This is a genomic window from Nonomuraea sp. NPDC049709 (assembly GCF_040674815.1).
In the GTDB taxonomy this organism is placed as follows: Bacteria; Actinomycetota; Actinomycetes; order Streptosporangiales; family Streptosporangiaceae; genus Nonomuraea.
This window is the reverse complement of sequence record NZ_JBFANM010000004.1, coordinates 1-23,726: the sequence shown is the minus strand read 5'-3', so window position 1 is coordinate 23,726 and position 23,726 is coordinate 1. Positions and strand designations below refer to the sequence as shown.

The 23,726-nt window shown below is 72.5% G+C and carries 22 protein-coding genes and 1 pseudogene; 8 read left to right on the top strand and 15 right to left on the bottom strand.

From position 1 onward, the window contains the following. Positions 1-7: 7 nt before the first annotated feature. A complete protein-coding gene (locus tag AB0J69_RS05120; RefSeq protein WP_364113019.1) occupies positions 8-901 on the bottom strand; it encodes a sugar kinase in 894 nt (297 codons plus the stop codon). Between the two features lie 182 nt (positions 902-1,083). Between AB0J69_RS05120 and AB0J69_RS05115 the strand changes: the two genes are divergently transcribed. The 4 genes from AB0J69_RS05115 (at position 1,084) to AB0J69_RS05100 (ending at position 6,999) form a co-directional block, all read left to right on the top strand. Beyond that, complete coding sequence (locus tag AB0J69_RS05115) at positions 1,084-3,744, top strand: GNAT family N-acetyltransferase (protein WP_364113017.1); 2,661 nt, start codon at positions 1,084-1,086, stop codon at positions 3,742-3,744. A gap of 113 nt (positions 3,745-3,857) precedes the next feature. Next, entirely contained in the window at positions 3,858-4,448 is a 591-nt protein-coding gene (locus tag AB0J69_RS05110; RefSeq protein WP_364113015.1) for a DUF5998 family protein, read from the top strand. A gap of 626 nt (positions 4,449-5,074) precedes the next feature. Next, positions 5,075-6,187: a nucleotide pyrophosphatase/phosphodiesterase family protein gene (locus AB0J69_RS05105; RefSeq protein WP_364113013.1), complete on the top strand. Its 1,113-nt coding sequence runs from the start codon at positions 5,075-5,077 to the stop codon at positions 6,185-6,187. Next, positions 6,184-6,999, top strand: coding sequence for a sulfurtransferase (locus tag AB0J69_RS05100; protein WP_364113011.1), 816 nt, complete (start codon positions 6,184-6,186; stop codon positions 6,997-6,999). The genes AB0J69_RS05105 and AB0J69_RS05100 overlap by 4 nt, the downstream gene beginning before the upstream one ends. Before the next feature lie 5 nt (positions 7,000-7,004). Here the strand turns inward: AB0J69_RS05100 and AB0J69_RS05095 are convergent, their stop codons facing one another. The 4 genes from AB0J69_RS05095 to AB0J69_RS05080 form a co-directional block, all read right to left on the bottom strand. After that, positions 7,005-9,527 (bottom strand): CHAT domain-containing tetratricopeptide repeat protein, encoded by a 2,523-nt coding sequence (locus AB0J69_RS05095; protein WP_364113009.1) that lies wholly within the window; start codon positions 9,525-9,527, stop codon positions 7,005-7,007. Between the two features lie 65 nt (positions 9,528-9,592). After that, positions 9,593-10,039: a hypothetical protein gene (locus AB0J69_RS05090; protein WP_364113007.1), complete on the bottom strand. Its 447-nt coding sequence runs from the start codon at positions 10,037-10,039 to the stop codon at positions 9,593-9,595. Further along, entirely contained in the window at positions 10,036-10,572 is a 537-nt protein-coding gene (locus AB0J69_RS05085) for a sigma-70 family RNA polymerase sigma factor (protein WP_364113005.1), read from the bottom strand. Before AB0J69_RS05085 ends, AB0J69_RS05090 begins: the two co-directional genes overlap by 4 nt. A 71-nt stretch (positions 10,573-10,643) precedes the next feature. Beyond that, on the bottom strand, positions 10,644-11,657 hold the full coding sequence (locus AB0J69_RS05080; protein WP_364113003.1) for a S8/S53 family peptidase: 1,014 nt from the start codon (positions 11,655-11,657) through the stop codon (positions 10,644-10,646). A 174-nt stretch (positions 11,658-11,831) separates the two neighbouring features. Between AB0J69_RS05080 and AB0J69_RS05075 the strand changes: the two genes are divergently transcribed. Further along, entirely contained in the window at positions 11,832-12,326 is a 495-nt protein-coding gene (locus AB0J69_RS05075; RefSeq protein WP_346111797.1) for a DUF3145 domain-containing protein, read from the top strand. A 101-nt stretch (positions 12,327-12,427) separates the two neighbouring features. Here AB0J69_RS05075 and AB0J69_RS05070 read toward each other — a convergent pair whose 3' ends face one another. The 9 genes from AB0J69_RS05070 to AB0J69_RS05030 all read right to left on the bottom strand — a co-directional run bounded on the left by AB0J69_RS05070 (position 12,428) and on the right by AB0J69_RS05030 (position 20,628). Beyond that, positions 12,428-13,852, bottom strand: coding sequence for a carboxyl transferase domain-containing protein (locus AB0J69_RS05070; protein ID WP_364113001.1), 1,425 nt, complete (start codon positions 13,850-13,852; stop codon positions 12,428-12,430). Continuing rightward, on the bottom strand, positions 13,852-15,084 hold the full coding sequence (gene fabF, locus AB0J69_RS05065; protein ID WP_364112999.1) for a beta-ketoacyl-ACP synthase II: 1,233 nt from the start codon (positions 15,082-15,084) through the stop codon (positions 13,852-13,854). Before fabF ends, AB0J69_RS05070 begins: the two co-directional genes overlap by 1 nt. Positions 15,085-15,124: 40 nt before the next feature. Further along, positions 15,125-15,364: an acyl carrier protein gene (locus tag AB0J69_RS05060; RefSeq protein WP_364112997.1), complete on the bottom strand. Its 240-nt coding sequence runs from the start codon at positions 15,362-15,364 to the stop codon at positions 15,125-15,127. Positions 15,365-15,439: 75 nt separating this feature from the next. Next, a complete protein-coding gene (locus tag AB0J69_RS05055; RefSeq protein ID WP_364112995.1) occupies positions 15,440-16,396 on the bottom strand; it encodes a beta-ketoacyl-ACP synthase III in 957 nt (318 codons plus the stop codon). Beyond that, the gene (locus AB0J69_RS05050; RefSeq protein WP_364112993.1) at positions 16,393-17,289 is read right to left on the bottom strand and encodes an ACP S-malonyltransferase; all 897 of its coding nucleotides are present in this window, start codon (positions 17,287-17,289) and stop codon (positions 16,393-16,395) included. Before AB0J69_RS05050 ends, AB0J69_RS05055 begins: the two co-directional genes overlap by 4 nt. Before the next feature lie 103 nt (positions 17,290-17,392). Next, entirely contained in the window at positions 17,393-18,517 is a 1,125-nt protein-coding gene (locus tag AB0J69_RS05045) for a helix-turn-helix domain-containing protein (RefSeq protein ID WP_364113403.1), read from the bottom strand. 103 nt (positions 18,518-18,620) lie between these two features. Further along, positions 18,621-19,052, bottom strand: a complete 432-nt coding sequence (locus AB0J69_RS05040) for a DUF350 domain-containing protein (protein ID WP_364112991.1) — start codon at positions 19,050-19,052, stop codon at positions 18,621-18,623. A 39-nt stretch (positions 19,053-19,091) separates the two neighbouring features. Next, on the bottom strand, positions 19,092-20,237 hold the full coding sequence (locus AB0J69_RS05035) for a glutathionylspermidine synthase family protein (protein WP_364112989.1): 1,146 nt from the start codon (positions 20,235-20,237) through the stop codon (positions 19,092-19,094). Positions 20,238-20,241: 4 nt separating this feature from the next. Then, positions 20,242-20,628, bottom strand: a complete 387-nt coding sequence (locus AB0J69_RS05030; RefSeq protein WP_364112987.1) for a hypothetical protein — start codon at positions 20,626-20,628, stop codon at positions 20,242-20,244. A gap of 102 nt (positions 20,629-20,730) precedes the next feature. On the opposite strand from AB0J69_RS05030, the gene AB0J69_RS05025 reads away from it, so the two are divergent. The 3 genes from AB0J69_RS05025 (at position 20,731) to AB0J69_RS05015 (ending at position 23,124) form a co-directional block, all read left to right on the top strand. After that, entirely contained in the window at positions 20,731-21,759 is a 1,029-nt protein-coding gene (locus AB0J69_RS05025; RefSeq protein ID WP_364112985.1) for a PHP domain-containing protein, read from the top strand. Positions 21,760-21,960: 201 nt separating this feature from the next. Further along, positions 21,961-22,689, top strand: coding sequence for a YafY family protein (locus AB0J69_RS05020; protein WP_364112983.1), 729 nt, complete (start codon positions 21,961-21,963; stop codon positions 22,687-22,689). Between the two features lie 72 nt (positions 22,690-22,761). Further along, positions 22,762-23,124, top strand: a complete 363-nt coding sequence (locus AB0J69_RS05015; RefSeq protein WP_364112981.1) for a VOC family protein — start codon at positions 22,762-22,764, stop codon at positions 23,122-23,124. Positions 23,125-23,284: 160 nt separating this feature from the next. On the opposite strand, the pseudogene AB0J69_RS05010 reads toward AB0J69_RS05015, so the two are convergent. After that, a pseudogene (locus AB0J69_RS05010) lies at positions 23,285-23,726 on the bottom strand (hypothetical protein); the annotation flags it as partial.

The window sequence follows — 23,726 nt, the reverse complement described above, 5'->3', positions numbered from 1 at the left end:
TGGTCGCCTAGAACGGCGGCCGCGCGCCCAGGTGCATGATCGCCTTGGCCGCCAGCCGGCTGCCCGACGCCAGCGCCTCGGCCGGGGGCTTGCCCTCCAGCCACGGCGGCAGGAATCCGGCGCAGAAGGCGTCACCCGCGCCCGTGCCGTCGACGATCTTGTCGACCGGGTCGGCGGCCACGCGTACGGGATCGGGGCGGCCGTTGCCGTACCACAGCGCGCCTTCGGCGCTCATCTTGATGACGACCTGCGGGAACCACGCGGCGAGCACCTTGGCGGCGGCCTCGGCGTCGTCGCGGCCGGTCAGCACCTTCGCCTGGTCGACGTTGGCGAACAGCAGCTTGGCCCCGTCGGTCCACTCGAGGAACGGCTCGGCACCGGTGCGCTCCAGCGGCGCCGACGACGCGCAGTCGACGGAGATCGACATCCCGCCGCGCCTGGCCATGTCGAGCGCCGCGAGCCCGGCGTCGCGCGAGCCCTCGTTGATCAGCGTGTAGCCCGACAGGTGCAGGTGCGTGCCCGAGGTGAACAGGTCGCGCGGCAGATCCTCCGGCGACAGGGCGGCGTTGGCACCCGGGTCGGACAGCATCGTGCGCTCGCCCTTGTGGGTGACGAGCACCACGCAGGTGCCGGTCGGCCGCTCGGGATCCATGACGAGCCGTGCGTCCACGCCATAGCCCATGAGCTCCATGTCGCGGTTGCGGCCCGTGATGTCGGCGCCCCTGCGGCCGATGAAGGCCACCTCGGCGCCCTCGACGGCAAGCCAGGAGGAGATGTTGGCCCCCGAGCCACCGCCGTGCATGGTCACGATCGCCGGGGTGTCGCTCGCCCGGGCGAGCGCATAACGGGCGCGCGCGACCGCGTCGGTCATGAGATCGCCCACCACGACGACCCGCGTCATGATGTCACCACCTTGCTGCCTTCAGATCGAGCCTGGCCACGGCTGAAACGCCACGGCAAAACTAACAGCTTCCGGCCCGCCCGTGGGGCTTACCTCGGACACCGGGCCTGAGTCGATGCACAAGCGTTGCCCAACAGGGCCCGGGGTCTTGGCATTTGGGATGCGGGTTTACGCTCGAATCTGTGGAGGCACAATATCCGGCCCACTGGGAGGCCGATGTCGTCCTGGCCGACGGCGGGACCGCGCACGTGCGGCCGATCAGGCCCGCCGACGCGGACCGTCTCCGCTCCTTCTACTCCCGGCTGTCCGACGAGTCGATCTATTTCCGGTTCTTCGGACCCCGGCCCCGGCTCTCCGACAGGGAAGTCGAGCGGTTCACGAACGTCGACTACGTCAACCGGGTCGCGCTGATCGCCACCATCGGCACCGAGATGGTGGCCGTGATCCGCTACGACCGCACCGGCCCGGGCGAGGCCGAGGTGGCCTTCCTCGTCGAGGACGCCCACCAGGGCAGGGGAGTGGCCTCCGTCCTGCTGGAGCACCTGGCCGCCACGGCCCGCGAGCGCGGCATCGAGCGCTTCATCGCCGACGTGCTGCCCGCCAACATGCGCATGACCGGGCTGCTGCGCCAGGCCGGCTACACGGCCCAGAGCCAGTTCGAGGACGGCGTCGTACGCATGACGCTCGACCTGACCCCCACCGACACCTCGGCGGAGGTGACGACCGCGCGCGAGCACCGGGCCGAGTCCCGGTCGATCGCCAGGCTGCTCACCCCCGGGTCGGTCGCGGTCATCGGCGCCTCGCGCGAGCCCGGCGGCGTGGGCCAGACCGTCCTGCGCAACCTGCTGGCCGCCGACTTCACCGGGCCCGTCTATCCGGTGCACCGGGAGGTGCGGGCGGTGGCGGGCGTGCGGGCGTACGCGAGCGTGGGGGCGATCGACGGCGACGTCGACCTGGCCGTGGTCGCCGTGCCGGCCGAGGGCGTGATCGACGTGGTCAAGGAGTGCGCCGAGAAGGGCGTGCACGGCCTGGTCGTGGTTTCCTCCGGGTTCGGCGAGACCGGCGCGCAGGGCCGGGCCAGGCAGGACGAGCTGGCCCGCATCGCCCGCTCCTACGGCCTGCGCGTCGTGGGCCCCAACTGCCTCGGCATCGCCAACACCGACCCCGCCGTCAAGCTCAACGCCACCCTGGCCGCCACCGTGCCGGGCCGGGGCAAGGTGGGCTTCTTCAGCCAGTCGGGCGCGCTCGGCACCGCTCTCCTGCAACGCGTGGCGCAGCGCGGCATGGGCATCTCGTCGTTCGTCTCGGCGGGCAACAGGGCCGACGTCTCGGGCAACGACCTGCTGCAATATTGGGAGGAGGACGACTCCACCGAGGTGATCCTGCTCTACCTGGAGTCGCTCGGCAATCCGCGCAAGTTCACCCGGCTGGCCAGGCGGATCGCCCGCAGCAAGCCGATCGTGGTGGTCAAGAGCGGCGGCACCCCCACCGGGCACTCGGCGGAGGAGCTGCGGCTGCCGGACTCGGCGATCAGCTCGCTGTTCGCGCAGGCGGGCCTGATCAGGGTGGACGACCTCATCCAGCTCTTCGACGTGGGGCAGCTGCTGGCGTACCAACCGCTGCCGGCCGGTCCCAGGGTCGCGCTCGTGACCAACTCCGACGCGCTGGGCCTGCTCGCCGCCGACGCCTGCCTCGCGGCCGGCCTGGAGCCGCGCGCGCCGGTCAACCTGGGCCCCGCCGCGGGCCCCTCCGAGTACGGCACCGCCCTCGCCGGCGAGCTGGCCTCCCCCGACGTGGACGCGGCCGTCGTGATCTACATGCCGCCGATCCCCGGCAGGGACGACGAGGTGGCCGACGAGCTGTTGCGGGTCTCGAAGGACGCCGCCAAGCCGGTGCTCACGACGTTCCGGGGGCATCTGGGGATGCATCCGGCCCTGCGCGTGCCGGGCACCGGCCCCTCGCGCGGGTCCATCCCCTCGTACGCGGCCCCCGAGGAGGCCGTCCGGGCCCTGGCCCACGTGGTGCGCTACGCGACCTGGCGCGCCCACCCGGCGACGCCGCCGCCCGAGCTGGACGGCATCGACACCGGCTGTGCCAGGGCGCTGGCCGAGCGGACCCTGTCCGGCAGCGCGGCCGGTCCCGACACCTCCGCGGGCGGTTTCGCGCAGGCCGGGCCGCCGGTCGAGATCGACGCCACCGAGCTGCTGTCCTGCTACGGGATGACCGTCTGGCCCGCCGAGACCGTCCGTTCGCCGGACGAGGCCGTGGCCGCCGCCGAGCGGCTGGGTTGGCCGGTGGTGGTGAAGGTGGCCGATCCGGGGGCCTCCCGGCGCGCCGGGACCGTACGCCTGGGGCTGACAGGTCCCGAGATGGTGCGCCACGCGTACGCCGAGTTCGCCGAGCAGCTCGGTGACCAGGCGGAGCTGGCGGTCCAGCGGATGGCGCCGCAGCCCGCCGTGCCGACGGTCGTGGGCGTGATCGAGGACCCCGCGTTCGGGCCCGTCGTCACGTTCGGGCTCGGCGAGGTGACCGCGCGCCTCCTCCAGGACCAGGGCTTCCGCCTCGCCCCGCTGACCGGGGAGGACGCCTCCGAGCTGGTCCGGTCCGTACGCGCCGCGCCGCTGCTGTTCGGCGAGTACGGCTACCCGCCCGTGGCGGTGGACGCCCTCGAAGACCTCCTCGTACGCGTCGGCCGCCTGGCCCACGACCTGCCGGAGCTGGCCCGCCTGGACCTGGACCAGGTGCTCGTGGGGGAGTCGGACGTCATGATCCTCGGCGCCCGGGCCACCCTGCGCACTCCGGCGGGCCCGCGCCTCGACGGTGGTCCCCGCCGGCTGGGCTGATCGCCCTTGGCGAATCAAGGGGAACAAGTGCCCTGTGGTGCACGGATGGAAGACGTTATAGAGCGTTATGTCCGGCGGGTGAGTGCACTGCCCGGTCCTGGCAGGATGGAGCCATGAGGGAAACCCGAGTCTCAGCCGCGGGCCTGCGTGAAGCGATCGAACGCAGCGGCTACTACCCCGACCTCGTCACCGATGCGGTCGAATCCGCGCTGGGCAAGGAGGCCGTGACCGCGTTCGTGGTCCATCACGAGGCGACCTTCGATCCCGCGATGGAGGTGCGCCGCCACGTCACCGTCCTGGTGCTGTCGACGACCCGGCTGCTGGTGTGCCACACGGACGAGCACCCGGCGGTGGAGGGCGTCTCGGCGTCCCATGCCTCCACGACCACGGAGGCCGTCCGCCTGAGCCGCGTCCAGTCGGTCGCCGTCACCCGCGTGGTGCCCGACCCGGCCTCCTACGTTCCCGGCGTCCCTCCCACGGAGGTGACGCTCACGATCGGCTGGGGCGCCATCTCCCACGTGGACCTGGAGCCGGCCACGTGCGGCGACGAAAACTGCGAGGCCGACCACGGTTACACGGGTGCCATCACGGCGGACGACCTGTCGCTGCGGGTCAGCGAGGCCGCCGACGGTCCCGAGGCGGTCACCCACGTCCTCTCCTTCGCCAAGGCCCTCTCCGAAGCCACCGCCCGCGCCACCTCCTGACCCTTCCCCAGCCCTCACCCCCGCCCCAGACGGGCACCCCCGCACGGCGCCCGCCACGCGCCTGCCGTTGCCCACACGCCGGCCGTCCGACACGGTGGGGTGCCGATGCACGGCTTGGCGGCGCCGCACCAGCGCATCCTGGCCGCCTGCACCGCAGCTGACCGGCGCGGTGGCCCCCGCGCGGCGGGTGGCTTTGTCGCTCGCCGGAAACCTCGGCTCGACTTGACGGCACGCATGCGAGCGGTGCCGCGCCACAGGCTGCACGCCGCACAGGGCGGTCCTCCGCTCGTGGCGGCCCTTCTGGCCGGGCGTCCCTCCAGCGCATGACGGCCCTCCGGCGCCACGCGCCGACGCCGCTGACGTAGCACAGTGATCGTGTCGGTGACACGGCCGCGACTCCACCAGGCCGGCACCCCGGTCGGCGGCGTGTCGCCGGGGCCCGCCCGGCGGCTCTCCAGCACGGCGGAGTCTCGCGCCTGGCCAGCACAGCGGCCTGTCGCACCCCGCCCGCATGTCGGCTCTCCAGCATGGCGGCGGGCCGTGTTAGCCCGCCACGGCGGTGCACCCGGAGGGCCGGTGGATGCGGGAGCGGCGGTAGGAGATCACGGAGGGCTAGACTGGGAGGCATGCTGGTGCCGGGATACGGCGGCGCGTCGCTGGTGGATCTGCCTGGCTCGTTGCTGGCCGCCCTCGGCCTGCGCGAGCCCAACGCGCTGGCCCTGGAGCCGGCCGACCGCGTCTGCCTGTTCCTGGTCGACGGCCTGGGCGCCGAGATGTTGCGTGCCCACCCCGAGGCCGCCCCCTTCCTGTCCGGCCTGGCGGGCAGGACGCTCACGGCCGGATTCCCCGCCACCACCGTCACGAGCCTGTGCTCCCTGGGCACCGGCCTGACGCCCGGCGAGCACGGCATGGTGGGCCTGATGCTGGCCGTGCCGGGCACCGGTCACCTGTTCAACTGCCTGCGCTGGACCCTCCCCGACGGCCTGACGATGGACCCCGAGGTGTGGCAGCCGGCCACGACCGTCTACCAGCGCGCCGCCCGGGCCGGCATCGAGCCCGTCTACGTCGCCCCCGCCGAGTTCGAGGGCACCGGCCTGACCAGGGCCGTCTACCGCGGCGTACGCTATGTCCCCGCCGAGTCCGTCGACGACCGCGTCGCCCGCGTCCGCGAGGCGCTGCGCGAGCGGCGGCGCGCCCACGTCACCGTCTACTACGGCGACCTCGACGCCACCGGCCACATGGTGGGCTGGGGCAGCGAGGAGTGGCTGCGCCAGCTCACCATCGTCGACGACATGGCCCGGCGCATCGCCGAGGGCCTGCCGCCCGGCTCCGCCCTCTATGTCACCGCCGACCACGGCATGGTCAACGCCACCGAGAAGCTCGACGCGGAGAGCGTCCCCGAGCTGACGGAGGGGGTCGCGCTGCTCGGCGGCGAGGCCAGGGCCAGGCACGTCTACGCCCGCCCGGGGGCCGCGAAGCAGGTGCTGGAGGCGTGGCGCGAGACCCTGCGCGGCAAGGCGTGGGTGGTGTCCAGGCAGGAGGCGGTCGAGTCCGGCTGGTTCGGTCCCGTCGTACGCGACGCGTGGCTGGAGCGCATCGGCGACGTCGTGGCCGTGCCGCACACCGACCTGGCCATCACCGCCCCCACCAAGCAACGCATCGAGGCCCTCTTCACCGGCTATCACGGCTCGCTGACGACGGCCGAACAGCACGTCCCGCTCCTGGAGGTACACACGTGACCAGCCCGCTGATCACCCCCGCCGATCTGGCCGCGCTCGACGGCGCGACGGTGCTCGACGTGCGCTGGCGGCTCGGCGGGCCGCCCGGGCTGGAGTTCTACCGCGAGGGCCACATCGAGGGTGCCGTCTACTGCGACCTCGACGCGGACCTCGCGGCGCCCCCGGGAGAGGGCGGGCGCCACCCGCTGCCGGACGCGGCGGCGTTCCAGGGCGCGATGCGGCGGCTGGGCGTCTCGGACGGGCGGCCGGTGGTGGTCTACGACGACGCCGGGTCCACCGTCGCCGCCCGGGCCTGGTGGGCGCTGCGCTACTTCGGCCACCAGGACGTACGCGTGCTCGACGGCGGGCTGCCCGCCTGGATCGAGGCCGGCCTGCCGACCACGAAGGAGACACCCGAGCCGGTCGAGGGCGACTTCACCGCGCGACCGGGCGGGATGCCGGTGCTGACGGCCGACGAGGCGGCGGCGCTGGCCGGCCGGGGCGTGCTGCTCGACGCCAGGGCCGCGGAGCGCTACCGGGGCGAGGTGGAGCCGGTCGATCCGGTGGCCGGGCACGTCCCCGGTGCCGTCAGCGCGCCCACCACGGAGAACGTCGGACCCGACGGCAGGTTCCTCGACCCCGGGGCGCTGCGGGCGCGCTTCGCCGATCTGGGCGTGGGGGAAGGGGTCGAGGCGGGCGCCTACTGCGGTTCCGGCGTGACGGCCGCGCACGAGGTGCTGGCCATGGCGGTGGCGGGCCTGCCGGCGGCACTGTACGTGGGCTCCTGGTCCAACTGGGTGGCCGACCCGTCGAGGCCCGTCGCCACCGGCTGACCCGCCTAATAGAGCGGCTGGTCGCCCGCCCCGAAGCAGGCGAACCCGGTCTCGCCCGTCTTGGCCGCCGCGCACGCCAGGGCCGTGTCCGGCGGTTGCCCCGCCGCCACGAGCTCGTGGAACGTGCTCATCACCGCCCGGGCCGCCTCGTCCTCCACCGGCACCAGCCCGGCGACCACGCAGGACGACCCCTTGGCCAGGAACGTCCCGGGCAGGCCCAGCGGCGCCCCTTCCATCGGCGTGCGCGACATGCCCGAGTTGCACGCGGACAGCACCACCAGCCCGGCCGAGCGCGAGACGTCCAGCAGGTCGTACGCCATCAGCGACCCGTCCTCCAGCGTGATCCCCGACACCAGCGGGCTGCGCGCGTGGAACACCCCGTGCGCCGCCAGGTGCACGACGTCGGCCGTCCCCAGCGACTCCAGCACCGGCCCGATGCGCCCGGGCACCTGACGCCCGCCGGGATGGCAGGCCACCACGTGCGCCACCTCGGCGTACGCGTGCGCCAGCGCCGGTCCGGCCGCCGCCACCACCGAAGGCGGCCCGCCGGAGCGCGAGCCCCGGGCCTTGCGCGCCCGCAGCCAGGCCGCCGCGCCGGCCGCCACGCTGACCGGCCGCTCCCGCAGGCACGGCAGCGCCCCCCACGGCAACGTGTGCAGCGCGCCCACCGGCACCACCACCAGGGGGCGGTCGGCCAGGTCGGCCGCCAGGGGCCGCAGCACCAGCCGTTCGACCTCGGTGGCCGCGGCCTCGACGTCGCGGGGATGGCCCTGGCGGCGCAGCGCGTACCGGAGCTGGACGATCGCCTCCTTGACCTGCCGCACGCCGGCGAGGCGGCGCAGGAGCATGCGCTCTCCGGTCACGAGTACGGCCAGCAGCGCGTCGCCGTCCGCCACGTACTCGACCAGCGCCCCCCGCCCCAGCTCCGCCCGCACCCGGTCGGGGTCCACCAGGGCGCACGCGTGGGCCGGAGCCGCCACGGCCCGCCACCGCTCGGCCCACTCGAACACCTCCCTGGCGCTCCCGTCGCGCACCGCCACCTCCAGCCCGAACGCCGCCAGCCGCTCCCCGGCCCGGGCCGCGTGGGCGCGCAGCGACGGGTCCTCGAACGCCTCCACGCGCCCGCTCACCTCGGCCAGCCCGTCGCGTATCGCCCGGAAGGCCCCCGTCACGTCCTCCTGGAGCGCGGCCTGCAGCGCGAGCGCGTGCTGGCGCACCGGCACCGGGATCTGCGCGGCCTGCGCGAACTGCCTGGCCTGCGGTTCGGAGGCGAGCGAGGTCAGCCGGGTGCCGTCCGGCATCCACCGCTCGCGCTGCTCGGCGTGCCGGGTGAGCCTGGCCAGCTGCGCCGAGGCCGTCGGGTGGTCGTCCACGGCGAGCGCCGCCTCGGCCGCGGCCAGCCGCAGCGCCGCCGCACCCGCCTGGTGGGAGCCCTCCTCCAGGTCGTCGGCGCATGCGATCAGCTCGGCCACCAGCTCGGGCGTGACGGGTTCGAGGGCCAGCCGCGAGCGCAGGAGGACCTCCCGGGCCAGCGGCAGCCACGAGAGCCGATCCTGCGCGGCCAGCTCGCCCGCCGCCTGCTCGGCCACCTGCCTGGCCCGGTGCGGGTCGCCGGTCAGCAGCTCCACCTGGGCCAGCTTCAGCCGCGCCTCGGCCAGCGCGGCGCGCGCCCCCGACGCCTCCAGGTCCGGTACGGCCAGGCTCAGCATGGCCCTGGCCTCGCCGGGCAAATGGGCGGCCAGCAGGGCGCCGGCGAAGTCGGCCCGCATCGTGGCCAGCCGCTCGGGGAAGCCGAACAGCGTGTCCTCGGCCTCGCTGTAGTGCTTGAACGCCCCGGCGATGTCGCCCCGGCGCACCGCGAGGAAGGGCAGGTTGGCGGCGGACAGCCGGGCCAGGTGCCGTAGCCCGGCGTGCTGGGAGATCTGCAGGCACGCGGCGAGGTCGCGCATGGCGGCGTCCCAGTCGCCCCGGTAGGAGTGGATGAGGCCGCGGTTGAGCAGCCCGCCGGCCAGGAACCTGCGGTCGTCGATGGTGCCGGGCGCGGTCACGAGGGCCCGCAGGGCGCGGTCGCAGGAGGCGATGGCCTCCTGGTAGCGGCCGAGGTGGGCCAGGGCGACCGCGCGCTGGGTGTCGAGCTTGGCGCGGTCGAGCGGCGTGAGGTAGGCCCAGGCCAGGGCGGCCACGCGCAGGGCCTGGAGGGGGTGGCCGCGCTCGGTGCGTACGGTGACGAGGGACAGCCGCGCCTGGGCGATCCGCTCGGGCGGCGCTCCGGCCGTGCCGATGGCCTCGCGGAGGTGGTGTTCGGCGGCCTCCAGGTCGCCCAGCTCGCGGGCGGCCAGCGCCATCGACCTAAGCGCCACGGCGGTGGCCTCGGCAGCTCTGGCGCGGCGGGCGGCCGCGAGGATGACGCGGCTCGCGCGCATGGCGTGGTCCGGGTCGATCAGCGAACGCATCATGGCGGCCTCGGCCGCCTTGACGAGCGGGTGGAGGTCGCCGGGCGAGTCGTGTTCGTCCGATGTTGCGCTCATGGCCGGCCTCGGTCGGGAGACAGCCGGGAGAGAAGGACGCGCTCTCCCGGCCGGTCACTGGTGGTTCAGGGTCGGATGCGCACCCAGGTCGTCTGGATGGGTGCGTGACCGGGCCGGTGGCACACCACGCTGAGCCAGCCGGGTGGCAGGCCCGTGGCGACGAAGTGGCCGGTGTGGGCGATGCGCCTGGTCAGCGTCAGGTGGGGGGATCTTACATCGACGAGAGCGCCCTCTCCTGGGTAGGGGGAAATGTGCCCGGCGACGTCGATGAGCCCGTCGCCCTCCGTCACCTCCAGCTCGAAGGTGAGGCCGGCCGCGACGAAGCGCACCAGGTGGGAGCTGTCGTCGTCGCGCACGCTGCGGATGGTGGCGGACTCGGCATAGGCGGCCGTCACCGCCCGGGGGACCAGGAACCGGTAGGCGTCTCGTGCTGCGGCGGACACCTGCATCGGGATCGGGTCGTTCCCGGAGGCCAGCCGGAGGGCCGCCAGGAAGTATTCGTCGTTGATCATTGCGCTGTCTCCTGTAGTGAGATCAGAGTGCGCAGTTTTTCCAGGCAGCGGGCCTTGGTCGGGCCTATGCTGCCCGCGGGCAGCCCCAGTCGTGATGCCACCTGCTGGTTTCCAAGGTCGATCGCCACCAGCTGGAGGAGTGAGCGGCAGGGCTCGTGCAGGGTGGAGACCGTCTGCCAGAGCCGGCGCCGGCCGTCGGCCTCCAGGACGGCGGAGGCGGGATCAGGGTCTTCGACGACCTCGAACGAGGAGCCGCCCGAGCGCTCCTTCCGCTGGAGCAGCAGGGCCTCGCGGCGTACGGTCGTCATGAGCCAGCCCCCCACTCCCGCCGGGTCCCTGATGCTCTGGAGGTGCTGGAGCAGGCGCAGCCAGGAGCCCTGGACCGCGTCCGCCGCGTCGGCGGGGCTCAGGCCGCACGCGCGGGCCACGGCCCACATGCGCGGCCCGAATCTCGACTCGAGCTCGTCCCAGGCCGACCGGTCGCCGTCGGCCGCGGCTTCGAGCAGCTCCGCAGGATCCCGAGGATCGCGCATACGGCCTCCTTCCGTCCGGCACGGAAGGCGATCATGCCTCCTCGTGATTGTCCGGGGACTGAGCGTAAACTCTACAGACTCGCCGGGAAGAGAACTCCCAGATCGGGAATTTGCCGGGTCTCCTCGGAGTCAAGGAGCCTCCTGGTCCACTCCTTCGCCGGCTCGTCCCTGGCCGCCTCGGCGACGGCGCCGGCGACCAGGGCGGTGGCGAACGACGTGCCGCTCCACGCCGCGTACCCCGAGTAGTCCGCCGCGTCGAGATAGCTGCTGGTCAGCCAGTCACCCCGGGCGCACGCGTCGACCCAGGTGCCGTAGCCGGAGTAGGGCGCCCTGCGCTGCTGGCCGGCGTCCACGGCCGCCACGCCGACCACGCAGGGCAGCGCGGCGGGCCAGAACGGCCGGTCGGAGGCGGTGTTGCCGGCGCAGGCCACGGTGACCGTGTCCGTCAGCCCGGCGATGGCGTCGCTCAGCAGGGGCGGGGGCCGGTCGTCGAAGGTGTGGCAGCCGAACGAGAGGTTGAGCACCTGCGGGGGCCGCTCCCGCATGCGGTGGAGGGCGCGTACGACGGCCGCCTCGTCACCGAGGCCGTCGCCGTCGAGGACCCGGCGCACGCGCAGCGACACGCCGGGCGCGCGGCGCAGCAGCAGGCCCGCGATGAACGTGCCGTGGCCGGCCTGGGAGCCCTCGGAGGCGTCGGCCTCCTCGGGGCCGAGACGGGAGTACCAGTCGCTGCCGGACCACCACGGATGCTTGGCGATGCCGGTGTCGAGCAGGCCCACGACCACCCCGGAGCGGGCCCGCCCCGGCTTGAAGCCGATGGGCGGGGCGGGGAAGGGTCTGGACGCGGGACCGCCGAAGAACAGGGGCTGCCCGCGGAGCACGTGGTTGGGCGATGCCCGCAGGCCCTGCTCGCGGAGCTCGGCGGCGATCTCGCAGGGGTCGGCGCCGGGCGACAGGTGGATGACGCAGACTCCGTCCGCCTCCGAGACCGCCTGGGTCCAGCGCGACGCGGCGGAGACCGCGGTCCGGTCGGTCAGCACCTGACCTGGGCGGATGAACGCCTCGCCGACAGATTGGATTTCCATGAGCGGGTATGTTTCCGCCCTCGGCGAGCTGTCACCCGCCACTCCCGCACCAACTTGGTATGGCCCCCCTCTGGTGTCGGATTGCGACCGACGGTAGTCTCTCCCTAGTCACTTGTGATCATCCCGTGGCGAGGCCGTTGGGGAAGGCGCACCTCGTACCGAACGGGAGGTCCGGTGTCTGCTCGTGGCGTCCTTTACGTCCACTCGGCTCAGCCCGCGCTGTGCCCTCACATCGAATGGGCAGTCGCGGGTGTCCTTGGCGTGCCCGTAGACCTGACGTGGACTCCGCAACCCGCCGCGCCCAATGTCGTGCGGGCACAGGCGGAGTGGGAGGGCCGCGCCGGCATCGCCGCGGCCATCGCCTCCTCTCTCATGGGCTGGCAGCGCCTCAGGTTCGAGATCACCGAGGACGCCTCGCCGGGAGTGGACGGCTCCCGTCATGCCTACACGCCGACGCTCGGTGCCTTCACGGCGGTCATCGGCGTCGCCGGCGACATCATGATCCCGGAAGACCGGCTGCGCGCCGCGATGATGATGGCCGCGCAGGGGCGGTGCGTGCTGGAGGACGAGCTGGACAAGATGCTTGGCCGGCCGTGGGACGAGGAGCTGGAACCGTTCAGGTACGCCGGGGACGGTGCGCCCGTCCGCTGGCTGCACGCGGCCGTTTGATGGGGAAATGCCGCCCGTGACGGGCGAGATGGCGCCAGTCCGTAAATGACCGACGGGCCCGCACCTGAGGAAGGTGCGGGCCCGTCGGCCGTGAAACGTGCTTACAGCGGGATGTTGCCGTGGGCGCCCCTGGCCGGGGTGGCCTGGGAGAGGACCTTGGCGATGGCGCCGCGGGTCTCCTCGGGCTTGATCACCTCGTCGATGACGCCCAGCTCCTGGGCCCTGCTCAGGCCGCCGGCCAGCACCTTGTGCTCCTCGGCCAGGCGCTGCTCCAGCTCGGCCCGCTCCTCCTCGGGAGCAGCCGCGAGCTCGCGCCGCTTGAGGATGCGCACCGCGGCCACCGCGCCCATGACCGCCACCTCGGTGGTCGGCCAGGCGAACACCTTGGTGGCGCCGAGCGCGCGGGAGTTCATCGCGATGTACGCCCCGCCGTACGCCTTCCGCGTGACCAGCGTGACCCGGGGCACCGAGGCCTCGGCGAAGGCGTGCAGCAGCTTGGCGCCGCGCCGGACCACGCCGTCGTGCTCCTGCCCGACACCGGGCAGGTAACCCGGTACGTCGACGAGGACAACCAATGGCACGCCGAAGGCGTCACACATACGTACGAACCGGGCGGCTTTCTCGGCGGACGTGGCGTCGAGGCAGCCGCCGAGCCGCATCGGGTTGTTGGCGATCACACCGACCGTCCGGCCGCCGAGGCGGCCCAGCGACGTGACGATGTTGGGCGCCCACTTGGGGTGCAGCTCGACTCCGGGCTCGTCGAGCAGGCCGTTGACCAGCGGCTTGACGTCGTATGCCCGGCGCGCGGACTCGGGGAGCAGTGTCGAGAAGTCGATCTCCTCGATCGCGCCGGTGCGCACGCGGCCCTGGTGGCCGAGGAGCGTGGCGAGCCGGCGCGCCTGAACGTACGCGTCGGTCTCGGTCTTCGTCACGATGTGCACGACGCCGCTGCGCTTGCTGTGCGGCTCGGGACCGCCCAGGGCGGCGCTGTCGACGTCTTCGCCGGTCACGCTGCGGACCACGTCGGGGCCGGTGACGAAGATGCGGCCGGAGTCGGCCAGGATGACCAGGTCGGTGAGCGCGGGACCGTAGGCGGCACCGCCGGCGGCCGGCCCGACGACCACGGAGAGCTGCGGCACGACGCCGGACGCCTTGGTCATGGCGGCGAAGACCCGGCCGACGGCGTGCAGCGACTCAACGCCTTCGGTGAGTCGCGCACCGCCGGAGTGCCAGATTCCGATGACCGGCACCCGTTCGCGGACGGCGACGTCGTAGGCGTGCACGATGTGCTCGCACCCCTCGCCGCCCATCGCGCCGCCCTGGAAGCGGGCGTCGCTGCAGAAGGCGACGACGGGAACGCCTTCGACGCGGCCCATGGCGGCCAGGACGCCGCTCTTGTCCTCAGGAGTGATCAGCCGCAGCGAGCCCTCGTCGAGCAGCGCTGTCAGGCGGACGACCGGGTCGCGGGGATCGGCGGGCTCCGGATCGGAGCCCTCGCCCACCACCCGGTTGTCGAGCACCGTCATTAAGCCCCCTTGAAGACGACGGTCACGTTGTGGCCGCCGAATCCGAACGAGTTGTTGACCGCGGCGATGTCGCCCTGCGGCAGCGCGCGGTTCTCGCCGTGGACGAGGTCCACCTCGATGCCGTCGTCGATGTTGTCGAGGTTGATGGTGCGGGGGACGATCCGCTCCTGGAGAGCCTTGATCGTGAAGACGGACTCGATGCCGCCGGCGCCGCCGAGCAGGTGCCCGGTCATCGACTTGGTCGAGGTCACCAGCGGGTGGGTGCCGATGGCCTTGGCCACCGCCTGCACCTCGCCGACGTCGCCCGCGGGGGTCGAGGTGGCGTGCGCGTTGACGTGCTTGACGTCGAGCCCGGTGATGCCGGCGTCGGTGAGCGCCTGCGTCATGGCCATGATGATGCCCCGGCCCTCGGGCTCGGGCTGGGTGATGTGGTGGGCGTCGGCGGAGTAGCCGACACCCGCGCAGTACGCGTAGATCCGCGCGCCGCGCGCCTTGGCGTGCTCCTCCGACTCCAGCACGACGATGCCGGCGCCCTCACCGAGCACGAACCCGTCGCGGTCGCGGTCCCACGGGCGGGAGGCGCCCTGCGGGTCGTCGTTGCGCTGGGACATGGCCCGCGCCGCGGCGAAGGCGGCCATGTTGAGGCCGTGGATGGCGGCTTCGGTGCCGCCGGCCACCACCACGTCGGCGCGGCCGACCCTGATCATGTCCATCGCGTACCCGATGGCCTCGGCGCCGGAGGCGCACGCCGACACCGTGGCGTGCACGCCCGCCTGGGCGCCCAGGTCGAGCCCGATCCAGGCGGCCGGGCCGTTGGGCATGAGCATCGGCACGGTGAAGGGCGACAGCCGGTTCCAGCCGCGCTCCTTCCACGTGTCGTATGCGCTGAGCGTGGTCGAGATGCCGCCGATGCCGCTGGAGACCACGACGCCGAGCCGCTCGGGCGCCACCTCGGGAGAGCCGGCGTCCTGCCAGGCCTCCCTGGAGGCGACCAGGGCGAACTGCTCGCTGCGGTCGAGGCGGCGGGCCTCGGGCCGCGGCAGCACCTCGGTCGGATCGACCGCAGCCGTCCCCGCGAACTTCACGGGGACGGAGTCGATCCAGTCCGAGGTCAGCGTCTCGACGCCCGACTGACCGGCGAGGAGCGCCGACCAGGTCGAGGTGACGTCTCCACCGACGGGCGTCGTCGCGCCAAGCCCGGTGACGACGACACGTACCCGGTTCGCACTCACGTTTCGCGCTCCTTACTGATCAGTTCGGGGTCTGTCGGAGTCAGTTCTGGATGAAGTTGAGGACGTCCTTGACCGTCTTCAGGTTCTTGAGCTGGTCGTCGGGGATCTCGACGCCGAACTCGTCCTGGGCGGCCACGGCGATCTCGACCATGGACAGGGAGTCGATGTCGAGGTCGTCCACGAAGTTCTTCTCGGGGGTCACGTCGGCGGCCGGGATGCCGGTGATCTCGTTGATGATCTTGCCGAGGCCTTCGAGGATGTCCTGCTCGGTGGCAGCCATGTCGCTAGTTCTCCTTTGGTTTTCTGGGTTCTGTGCGGACGTTGCCGCACAAGCTTGGATGGTGTGCCGGGATCCCTAGGGGATCTCGATCACTTGGCCCGCGTAGGTCAGCCCGGCGCCGAAGCCGAGCACCAGCGCGAGACCGCCCGAGCGGACCTCGCCGCGTTCCAGCATGCGCGAGAGCGCCAGCGGGATGGAGGCGGCGGAGGTGTTGCCCGCGTTGACGATATCGCGCGCGATCACCGCCTTGTCGGCGCCCAGCTTGCGGGCGATGGCTTCGATGATGCGCAGGTTGGCCTGGTGGGGCACGAACGCCGCCAGCTCCGACGGGTCCACGCCCGCGCGGGAGCAGGCCTCGAGGGCCACCGGGTGCAGCGCGGTGGTGGCCCACCGGAAGACCGTCTGGCCCTCCTGGTAGAGGTAGTTGTCGCGGTCCTTGATGGAGATCGCGTCGGCCTTGTCGCCGGCGCTGCCCCACACCACGGGGCCGATGCCGGGCGTCTCGGACGGGCCGACGACCGCGGCGCCGGCGCCGTCGGCGAAGATCACGGCGGTGGACCTGTCGGTCCAGTCCACCCACTGCGACAGCTTCTCCGCTCCGATGACCAGCACGTTCCTGGCCGATCCGGCGCGTACGGCGGCGTCGGCGGTGGCGAGCGCGTAGCAGAACCCGGCGCAGGCGGCGTTGACGTCGAACGCGCCGGGGGCCTTGATGCCCAGCCGGTGCGCCACGATCGCGGAGGCGTTGGGGATCTGGGTCTCGAGCGTGCAGGTGGCCACGATGACCAGGTCGACGTCGTCGGGGGACAGGCCGCTGGCGGCCAGCGCCTTGCCGCCGGCGATGGTCGCCATGTCCTCGACCGACTCCCCGGGCGGGGCGACCCGGCGCTCCTTGATGCCGACCCTGGACTGGATCCACTCGTCGTTGGTGTCCATGGTCTTGGCCAGGTCGTCGTTGGTGACGATGTTGGCCGGCTGGTAGTGGCCGAGGGCCAGCACCCTGCCGCCCGGGGCGATGTCGGGAATCTTCACTTGGTCAGCTCCCTGGCCGCGTCGAGGTCGTCTGGGGTCTTCAGCGCCACGGTCTGCACGCCGCGCAGGCCGCGCTTGGCCAGCCCGGTCAGCGTGCCGCCGGGCAGCAACTCGATCATCTTGGTGACGCCGAGGCCCGCCATGGTCTCCATGCAGGCATCCCACCTGACGGGGTTGCTGACCTGCTTGACCAGCCTCTGGAGGAACTCCGCCCCGGTGGTGACCGCCTGCCCGTCGGCGTTGGACAGGAGCGTGGTCCCGGGGTCGGTGGGGACGACGCTCCAGGCCGCCTCTCGCAGGCTCTCCACGGCCGGGGCCATGTGGTGGGTGTGGAAGGCGCCCGCAACCGAGAGCGGGATGAGGCGGGCGCGGGCGGGCGCGTCCTCCTTGAACGCGGCCAGCTGCTCCAGCGTGCCGCCTGCCACGACCTGTCCGGCGCCGTTGATGTTGGCGGGGGTCAGGCCGTGCTTGTCGATGCCGGCCAGCACCTCCTCCTCGACGCCGCCGAGCACGGCGGTCATGCCGGTCTCGGTGACGGCGGCGGCCTTGGCCATGGCCTCGGCGCGGGCCCGGACCAGGCCGAGCGCCTGCTCGCGGGTCAGCACGCCGGCCAGCGCGGCGGCGGCGAACTCGCCGACGCTGTGGCCGGCCAGCACGTCGGGGGTCACGCCGAGCGCCTCGGCGGAGGCCAGGGCGGCGGCGACGAGCAGCGGTTGCGCGACGGCGGTGTCGCGGATCTCGTCGGCGTCGGCAGTGGTGCCGTAGGCGACCAGGTCGATCCCGACGACGTCCGACCAGGCGCCGAGTCTGTCGGCCAGACCGGGCAGCTCGAGCCAGGGAGTCAGGAAGCCCGGTGTTTGGGCACCTTGGCCCGGGGCGACGAGTACAAGCACAAAATCCACCTTGCCCTGTAGAACTCCGACACGCGGATGGAGATCCGTACGAACTTTGTCCTGGGTGATTTGTAGGAATCCTACAGTGGGGATTTCGGCGCCATTACGTTAGGGCACCCCACGTTACGGCGCTCTCCGAGAGCCGGCCGAGGATGAGCCCGACCTGCAGCGTGAAGGCGGACCTGCCCTCGGTGGGCTGATATCCGGTCAGCTCCGTGATTTTCTTCAGGCGGTAGCGCACGGTGTTGGGGTGCACGAACAGCAGCCTGGCCGTCGCCTCCAGCGAGGTGCCCTGCTCCAGATACGTCGCCAGCGTGTCCAGCAGCGGCGTGCCCGCGAGCGGCAGGTAGACGTTCTCGATGAGTTGTTCCCTGGCGTCGGCGTCGCCGTCGAGCGCCCGCTCGGCCAGCAGGTCCTCGGCGTGCACCGGCCTGGGCGCGTCGGGCCAGCCGGAGGACGCCTTCAGCCCGGCCAGCGCCGCCCTGGCGGACCTGGCGGCGGCGTGCAGGTCGGGCACCTCGGGGCCGATGACGATGGGGCCCACGCCGAAACGGGCCACCACCTGCTTGGCCGCGTCGTCGACGCTGCCGGCGCCGCCCACGATCACGATCAGCCGGTCCGCCTGCACCCCGGCCAGCAGGTCCATGCCGATGCGGCGGCCCTTCTCGCGCAGCCCGTCGATGACCGCGCGCGGGTCGTCGTCGGGCGCGTGGCCGGCGATGACGACGACGGGGGAGGAGGTCCAGCCGAGCGCGGCGGCCCAGGAGTGCAGGCCGTCGTCCACCTCGCCGCGGACGAGGGCGTCCACGATCAGGGCCTCCAGCCTCGCGTCCCACGAGCCCCTGGCCTCGGCCTCGCGGGCGTAGACGTGGGCGGCGGCGAAGGCCACGTCGCGCGTGTAGCGCAACATGGCCTGCTGGAGCTGGTCCTCGCCGCCGGGGGCGGCCAGCTCGTGGGTCTGGGCCTCGACCACCTCGACCACGACCCTGACGATGTCGACGGTCTGCTGGAGCGAGATGGACCGCTTGAGCTCGCGCGGGGCGGTGCCGAAGAACTCGATGCTGGGGGTGGGCCGGTCCTGGCCCGCGTGCTGGAACCACTCGACGAACGCCGCGATCCCGGCCTGGGCCACGAGCCCCACCCACGACCGGTCCTCGGCGCTGAGCGCGCGGAACCACGGCAGCTGCTCGTCCATGCGCGCCATCGCCGCCGTGCCGAGCGAGCCCATGGCCCGCTCGAGCCTGCGCGTGGTGTCCTCCCGGGTCCGGTCTGTCACGCCTCCTAGAGTGCCAGGTCCCTTCGGATGACCGGAACGGCGGTTCGCGCCGGTCCTAGATCACGGCCACGGCGGTGATCAGGCCGATCGCGACATGGGTCACCGCCAGCAGCCGCGAGCCGGGCTGCAGCTTCTGCTCCTTGACCAGATCGCGTACGGAGATGCCGACGACCCGGTCGAACACCAGCATCGCCACCGTCTGCACCACGATGCCGACCAGGCCGAACACCGCCGTGCCGGCGAGCCCCTCCGCGAGCCGGCCGCCGGAGGACCAGATGGAGGCGGCCACGATCAGACCGACGGCGGCCAGGGCGGAGGTGGCGAGCAGGGTGGCGTTCGGGTTGCGCTCGCTGCGGATGATCTCGCTCAGTTTGCCGGGCGTGGCCCAGTCGATCACGTAGAAGCCGACGATCATCAGGATCACGCCGACGGCGGCGTAGGAGGCGATGGCACCCGCGCCGCGGGCGAGGGTCTCAAGAAGGGTCACGTCAGTTCCATTCGTGGAAGAGCATGTGTCGGGAACGGGTCATGGAGCAATGCGATGCGGGACGAACGAGGAGGTGTCGTCGGTGATGAGGCCGGTCGTCTCCCTCATGCCCAGCCCGGCGGCCTCGTCGGCGACGACCCAGGCGCCGAGCACCGGCCGCTGCCCCTCGAACGCCGGCAGCGCCTCGAAGCCCTGGAATACGTAGCCCTCCCGGCCGTAGATCCCCGGCGTCTCCTGGGTGCCCTCCGGGGTGACGATACGCATCGAGGCGCCCTCCCTGCCGAGCAGCGGCTTGGCGATGTAGGAGGTGAGGTCGCGGGGGCCGTCGAGGTAGGCGGGCAGCAGGTTCGGATGGCCCGGGTCGAGCTCCCACAGAACGGCGAGCAGCGCCTTGTTCGACAGCAGCGTCTTCCACAGCGGCTCGATCCACGTGGCGTGCCGTACGGCGTGGCGCCCGAAGTCGTCCGTCAGCATCCACTCCCACGGGTAGAGCTTGAACGCCGAGCGGATCACGCGCTCCTCGACGTCGACGAAGCGGCGGTTGAGGGCGTCCCAGCCGATGTCCTCCATGGCCACGGCGACGGTCTGCAGGCCCGCCTGCTCGGCGGTCTCCTGGAGGTAGGCGACCGTCATGGCCTCCTCGCCCGTCTCGTCCGCGTTGGTGAACGCGAAGTGCGTGGGGCCGGGCGGCAGCCGCAGCTCGCGCCAGCGGTCGATGAGCCGCTCGTGCAGCGAGTTCCACTGGTCGTCGTCGGGGAAGACGTCCTGCAGCCAGAACCACTGCACGACCGACGCCTCCACCAGCGACGTGGGCGTGTCGGCGTTGTACTCCAGCAGCTTGGCCGGGCCGGTGCCGTCGTAGCGCAGGTCGAAGCGGGCGTACACGTAGGGGTCACGGCGCTCCCAGGAGCGCGCCACCTCCTCCCACGCCCATTCGGGGATGGCGAAGTCGGCGAAGCGCCCGGCGGAGACCACGTGCTCGACGGCCCGCAGGCACATGCCGTGCAGCTCCTCGACCTGCGTCTCCAGCTCCTCGACCTCGTCCATCGAGAAGACGTAGTGGACGGACTCGTCCCAGTACGGGCGGCTCAGCCCGGACGGGTGGGCGGCACGGTGGTAGGCCAGCCCCTGGCTCTCGATCGTCTTCTCCCAGTCGTTCCTGGGAGTGCCGTGTTCGCGGCGCATCTCGTCAGCTCCCGCCGCTCCAGCTGCGGCCGAAGCCGCCCCGCTGGATCTCCTTGCCGCCCCGGCTGGTGATGTTCGTGTCGGACGGGCGCAGCGTGGTGCCGCCCTCGACGCGGTTGCCCACTCTCCGCCCGCCGTAGTACCACAAGTAGGCTCCCCGGGATCCCGCGTAGTAGACCCTGGTGCCGTCGTCGTCGCAGTAGTCCTCGTCCACGACCTCGTACGTGCCGTCGTCCAGCCGGACGACGCAGTCGGCGGTGACGTCGTCGTCGTCCTGCACGGCCGCGCAGTAGCCGACCACCATGACCGACAGCACACCGAGTACGACCAACGGGACGATCTTCGACGATTTGCGCGGCGGTTCGTTGGGCGCCTGCGCCGGATTTGCCATCAAACTCCTGCTTTCCTGGGCCGATCAGCCTAGCGGTGGCCCTTGTCCCCGTTCAATGTGTATGCCCCTGTGGTTGCGGTTCTCTTGGGTATGAATGGACGCATGGAACCGGTCGAGGCCCTGCGCGAGATCGCCTTTCTGCTCGAGCGCGCGGGCGAGCCCACGTACCGCGTGCGTGCATTCCGCCGCGCCGCCGCGGTCGTCGACGACCTGCCGGAGGAGGAGCTCGTCCGGCTGGCCCGCGGTGGCGGGCTCGGCGACCTTCCCGGCATCGGCAAGGTCACCGCCCTTGTGATAAACGAAAGCCTTGATGGGCTGGTTCCTACGTACTTGCGGAGAATGCGGGCAACTGCCGGCATCGAGCTGGACGCCGAGACCGCCGAGCTGCGCGCCGCGCTCAAGGGGGACCTGCACAGCCACTCCGACTGGTCGGACGGGGGCTCGCCGATCGAGGAGATGGCGGAGGCGGCCATCGGGCTCGGGCACCAGTACTGGGCGCTGACCGACCACTCGCCGCGCCTGGCCGTGGCCAAGGGGCTGTCGGCCGAGCGGCTGGAGCGGCAGCTCGAGGTGGTGGCCAAGCTGAACGAGCGGCTGGCGCCGTTCCGGATCCTGACCGGGATCGAGGTGGACATCAACCTGGACGGTTCCCTGGACCAGGAGCCCGAGCTGCTGGAGCGGCTGGACGTGGTGGTGGCCAGCGTGCACTCCAAACTGCGGATGGGCGGGGAGGACATGACCCGGCGGATGGTCACCGCCATCGCCAACCCGCTGGTGGACGTGCTCGGCCACTGTACCGGGCGGGTGGTGCAGGCCGGCGGGAAGCGCGGGGTGAAGCGGCCGGAGTCGGACTTCGAGGCGGAGCTGGTGTTCGAGGCGTGCCGGCGGTTCGGGGTGGCGGTCGAGATCAACTCCCGGCCGGACCGGCTGGACCCGCCCAAGCGGCTGATGCGGCTGGCGTACGAGATGGGGTGCGTGTTCGCGATCGACTCCGACGCGCACGCCCCCGGGCAGCTCGACTGGCAGCGGTTCGGGTGCGAGCGCGCCGCCCGGTGCGGGATCGAGGCCGAACGCATCGTCAACACCTGGCCGCTCGACCGGCTGCTGGGCTGGATCGGCGCCGCCCGGTGAGATCCCGGCACCTCCCGTCCAAGTCAGGAAAAAGCGGCCGTCGTTGCGTGGCGGGAAAGCCCGCCTCGGCGTACTCTCCCCGGCAGAGGGCCCTGGGGCAGTGACCGAAGCGTGAGACCCCTGTGGCCGCGCGGTTACCTGGGTGTCCCGGGGCTGCCGGGCGCCCCGCGATTGTCGGTGGCACGGCGTAGCGTCTCGGCTGTGAACCGTACCGACCGGCTCTACGCGTTAGTCGAGGACCTGCGCGCCATCTCGCCCCGCTGCCGCTCCGCCCGCGAGCTGGCCAAGCGGTTCGAGGTGAGCGTCCGCACGATCGAGCGCGACATCACCGCCCTGCAGGAGTCGGGCGTGCCGATCTACGCCGAGCCGGGACGCAAGGGTGGTTACGCGATCGACAAGAAGATGTCGCTGCCCCCGCTCAACTTCACCCCCGCCGAGGCCGTGGCCATCGCGGTGGCGCTCAGCCGGGCCGGCGACCAGCCGTTCGGCCGGCAGGCCCGCAGCGCGTTACGCAAGGTCGTGGCCGCGATGCCGGGGCCCGAGGGCGAGCTGGCCAGGGAGCTGGCCCGGCGCGTGCAGCTCGTGCGCCTGCCACCCGAGCCGGGCGGCGAGATCCGGCCGCTGGGCGGCGAGGGCATCTCGCGGGCGATCGAGGAGGCGCTGCTGCGCCGCCGCGTGCTCAGGCTCGACTACGCCGACGCCAAGGGCGCGCTGACCTCGCGCGACGTGGAGCCCGGGGTGTTCCTGGGCGGGCGCGGCGGTTTCTGGTATCTCGTGGCGTGGTGCCGGCTGCGCGACGACGTGCGCGTCTTCCGCCTCGATCGCATCGCGGCCGCCACCGTCACCGCCGAGCGCTGCCCCGACCGGCCGCTCGAAGGCTTCGCCACCGACGTGCCCGAGATGGTCGTTCACGGAACTTTGCTCGATTAATGATGGGGAAACACCGACATAGGGTTGTCGCCATAGAGATACATCGTTGTCTTGTTCTAGAAAGAGGAGACGATGATGGACAACACGGTGACCTGGTTCGAGGTCGCGACCGACGACCCCGAAGGCGCCCAGCACTTCTACGGCGGGCTGTTCGGCTGGACGTTCGACCGTGGCGACGATGGCCCGCTCGACTACCGGATGATCGGCTACCCGGGCGGGGAGCAGCCCGCCGGCGGGCTCTTCAACACCAAGGGCGAGTTCCCCAACCACGCGATCTTCCACGTGCAGGTGGCCGACGTCGAGGAGGCCTGCGCCAAGAGCGAGTCGCTGGGCGGCAAGGTGATCACGAAGGTGATCGACGACGGCGCCGGCACCGACTTCGCCTACATCCACGACGTCTCCGGCAGCGTCTTCGGCGTATTCCACCGCAGGTGATCACCCGCTCGCCGGCCGGGGCATGCGCCTTCCCCGCGAACACCCCGGCAGGCGAGCGGGCCGCTCCCGAGGGCAGATCCCCGGAGCGGTTCACCCCCTCGCCCTGGACTCGCCGCCGATCGCCGAGCGGCGGCGCGTCCAGGGCACCTTCACGACAGGGTCAGAAGGCGGCCGTGGCGAGCCAGCGCTCCAGCAGCGCGCGGTCGCCGTGCACCGTAAGCCCGTCGGGGGAGCGGCGGCCGTAGAGCAGGAGCAGCAGGTCGCTCACCGGGCCCCGGACGGCGGCGTCGCCCTTGGCGTGGCCGCGGGTCCAGGTGATCTTCCCGGCGGGGCCCTGCGTGATCGTCCACTCGCCGTCGGTGTCGCTCGCGTGGAGGTGGATCGTGGCCCCCTCCACGCCCAGCTCGGCCAGCGGCCGGGTGACCCAGGCGGCGTACGGCAGGTTGTGCAGGAACTCCTCGATGCCGTCGATCGCCGTTCCCGCCGGGATCTCCGGGTCGACGCCGAGCGCCCGCGCGGGGGCGGCCCGGGGCCCCCCCCCCACGGAGAGCATACGGCGCGGCCACCAGGGCGCCCACCCGGCCGGGGCCCCCCGCCCCACC

Excerpts from the sequence above, each read along its gene's own strand:
- AB0J69_RS05110 (WP_364113015.1), top strand. The coding sequence starts at position 3,858 with ATGAGGGAAACCCGAGTCTCAGCCGCGGGCCTGCGTGAAGCGATCGAA.
- AB0J69_RS05080 (WP_364113003.1), bottom strand. The coding sequence starts at position 11,657 with ATGGAAATCCAATCTGTCGGCGAGGCGTTCATCCGCCCAGGTCAGGTG.
- AB0J69_RS05035 (WP_364112989.1), bottom strand. The coding sequence starts at position 20,237 with ATGCGCCGCGAACACGGCACTCCCAGGAACGACTGGGAGAAGACGATC.
- AB0J69_RS05105 (WP_364113013.1), top strand. The coding sequence starts at position 5,075 with ATGCTGGTGCCGGGATACGGCGGCGCGTCGCTGGTGGATCTGCCTGGC.
- AB0J69_RS05095 (WP_364113009.1), bottom strand. The coding sequence starts at position 9,527 with ATGAGCGCAACATCGGACGAACACGACTCGCCCGGCGACCTCCACCCG.
- AB0J69_RS05060 (WP_364112997.1), bottom strand. The coding sequence starts at position 15,364 with ATGGCTGCCACCGAGCAGGACATCCTCGAAGGCCTCGGCAAGATCATC.
- AB0J69_RS05090 (WP_364113007.1), bottom strand. The coding sequence starts at position 10,039 with ATGATCAACGACGAATACTTCCTGGCGGCCCTCCGGCTGGCCTCCGGG.
- AB0J69_RS05045 (WP_364113403.1), bottom strand. The coding sequence starts at position 18,517 with ATGGGCTCGCTCGGCACGGCGGCGATGGCGCGCATGGACGAGCAGCTG.
- AB0J69_RS05070 (WP_364113001.1), bottom strand. The coding sequence starts at position 13,852 with ATGACGGTGCTCGACAACCGGGTGGTGGGCGAGGGCTCCGATCCGGAG.
- AB0J69_RS05025 (WP_364112985.1), top strand. The coding sequence starts at position 20,731 with ATGGAACCGGTCGAGGCCCTGCGCGAGATCGCCTTTCTGCTCGAGCGC.
- AB0J69_RS05120 (WP_364113019.1), bottom strand. The coding sequence starts at position 901 with ATGACGCGGGTCGTCGTGGTGGGCGATCTCATGACCGACGCGGTCGCG.
- AB0J69_RS05015 (WP_364112981.1), top strand. The coding sequence starts at position 22,762 with ATGATGGACAACACGGTGACCTGGTTCGAGGTCGCGACCGACGACCCC.
- AB0J69_RS05085 (WP_364113005.1), bottom strand. The coding sequence starts at position 10,572 with ATGCGCGATCCTCGGGATCCTGCGGAGCTGCTCGAAGCCGCGGCCGAC.
- AB0J69_RS05030 (WP_364112987.1), bottom strand. The coding sequence starts at position 20,628 with ATGGCAAATCCGGCGCAGGCGCCCAACGAACCGCCGCGCAAATCGTCG.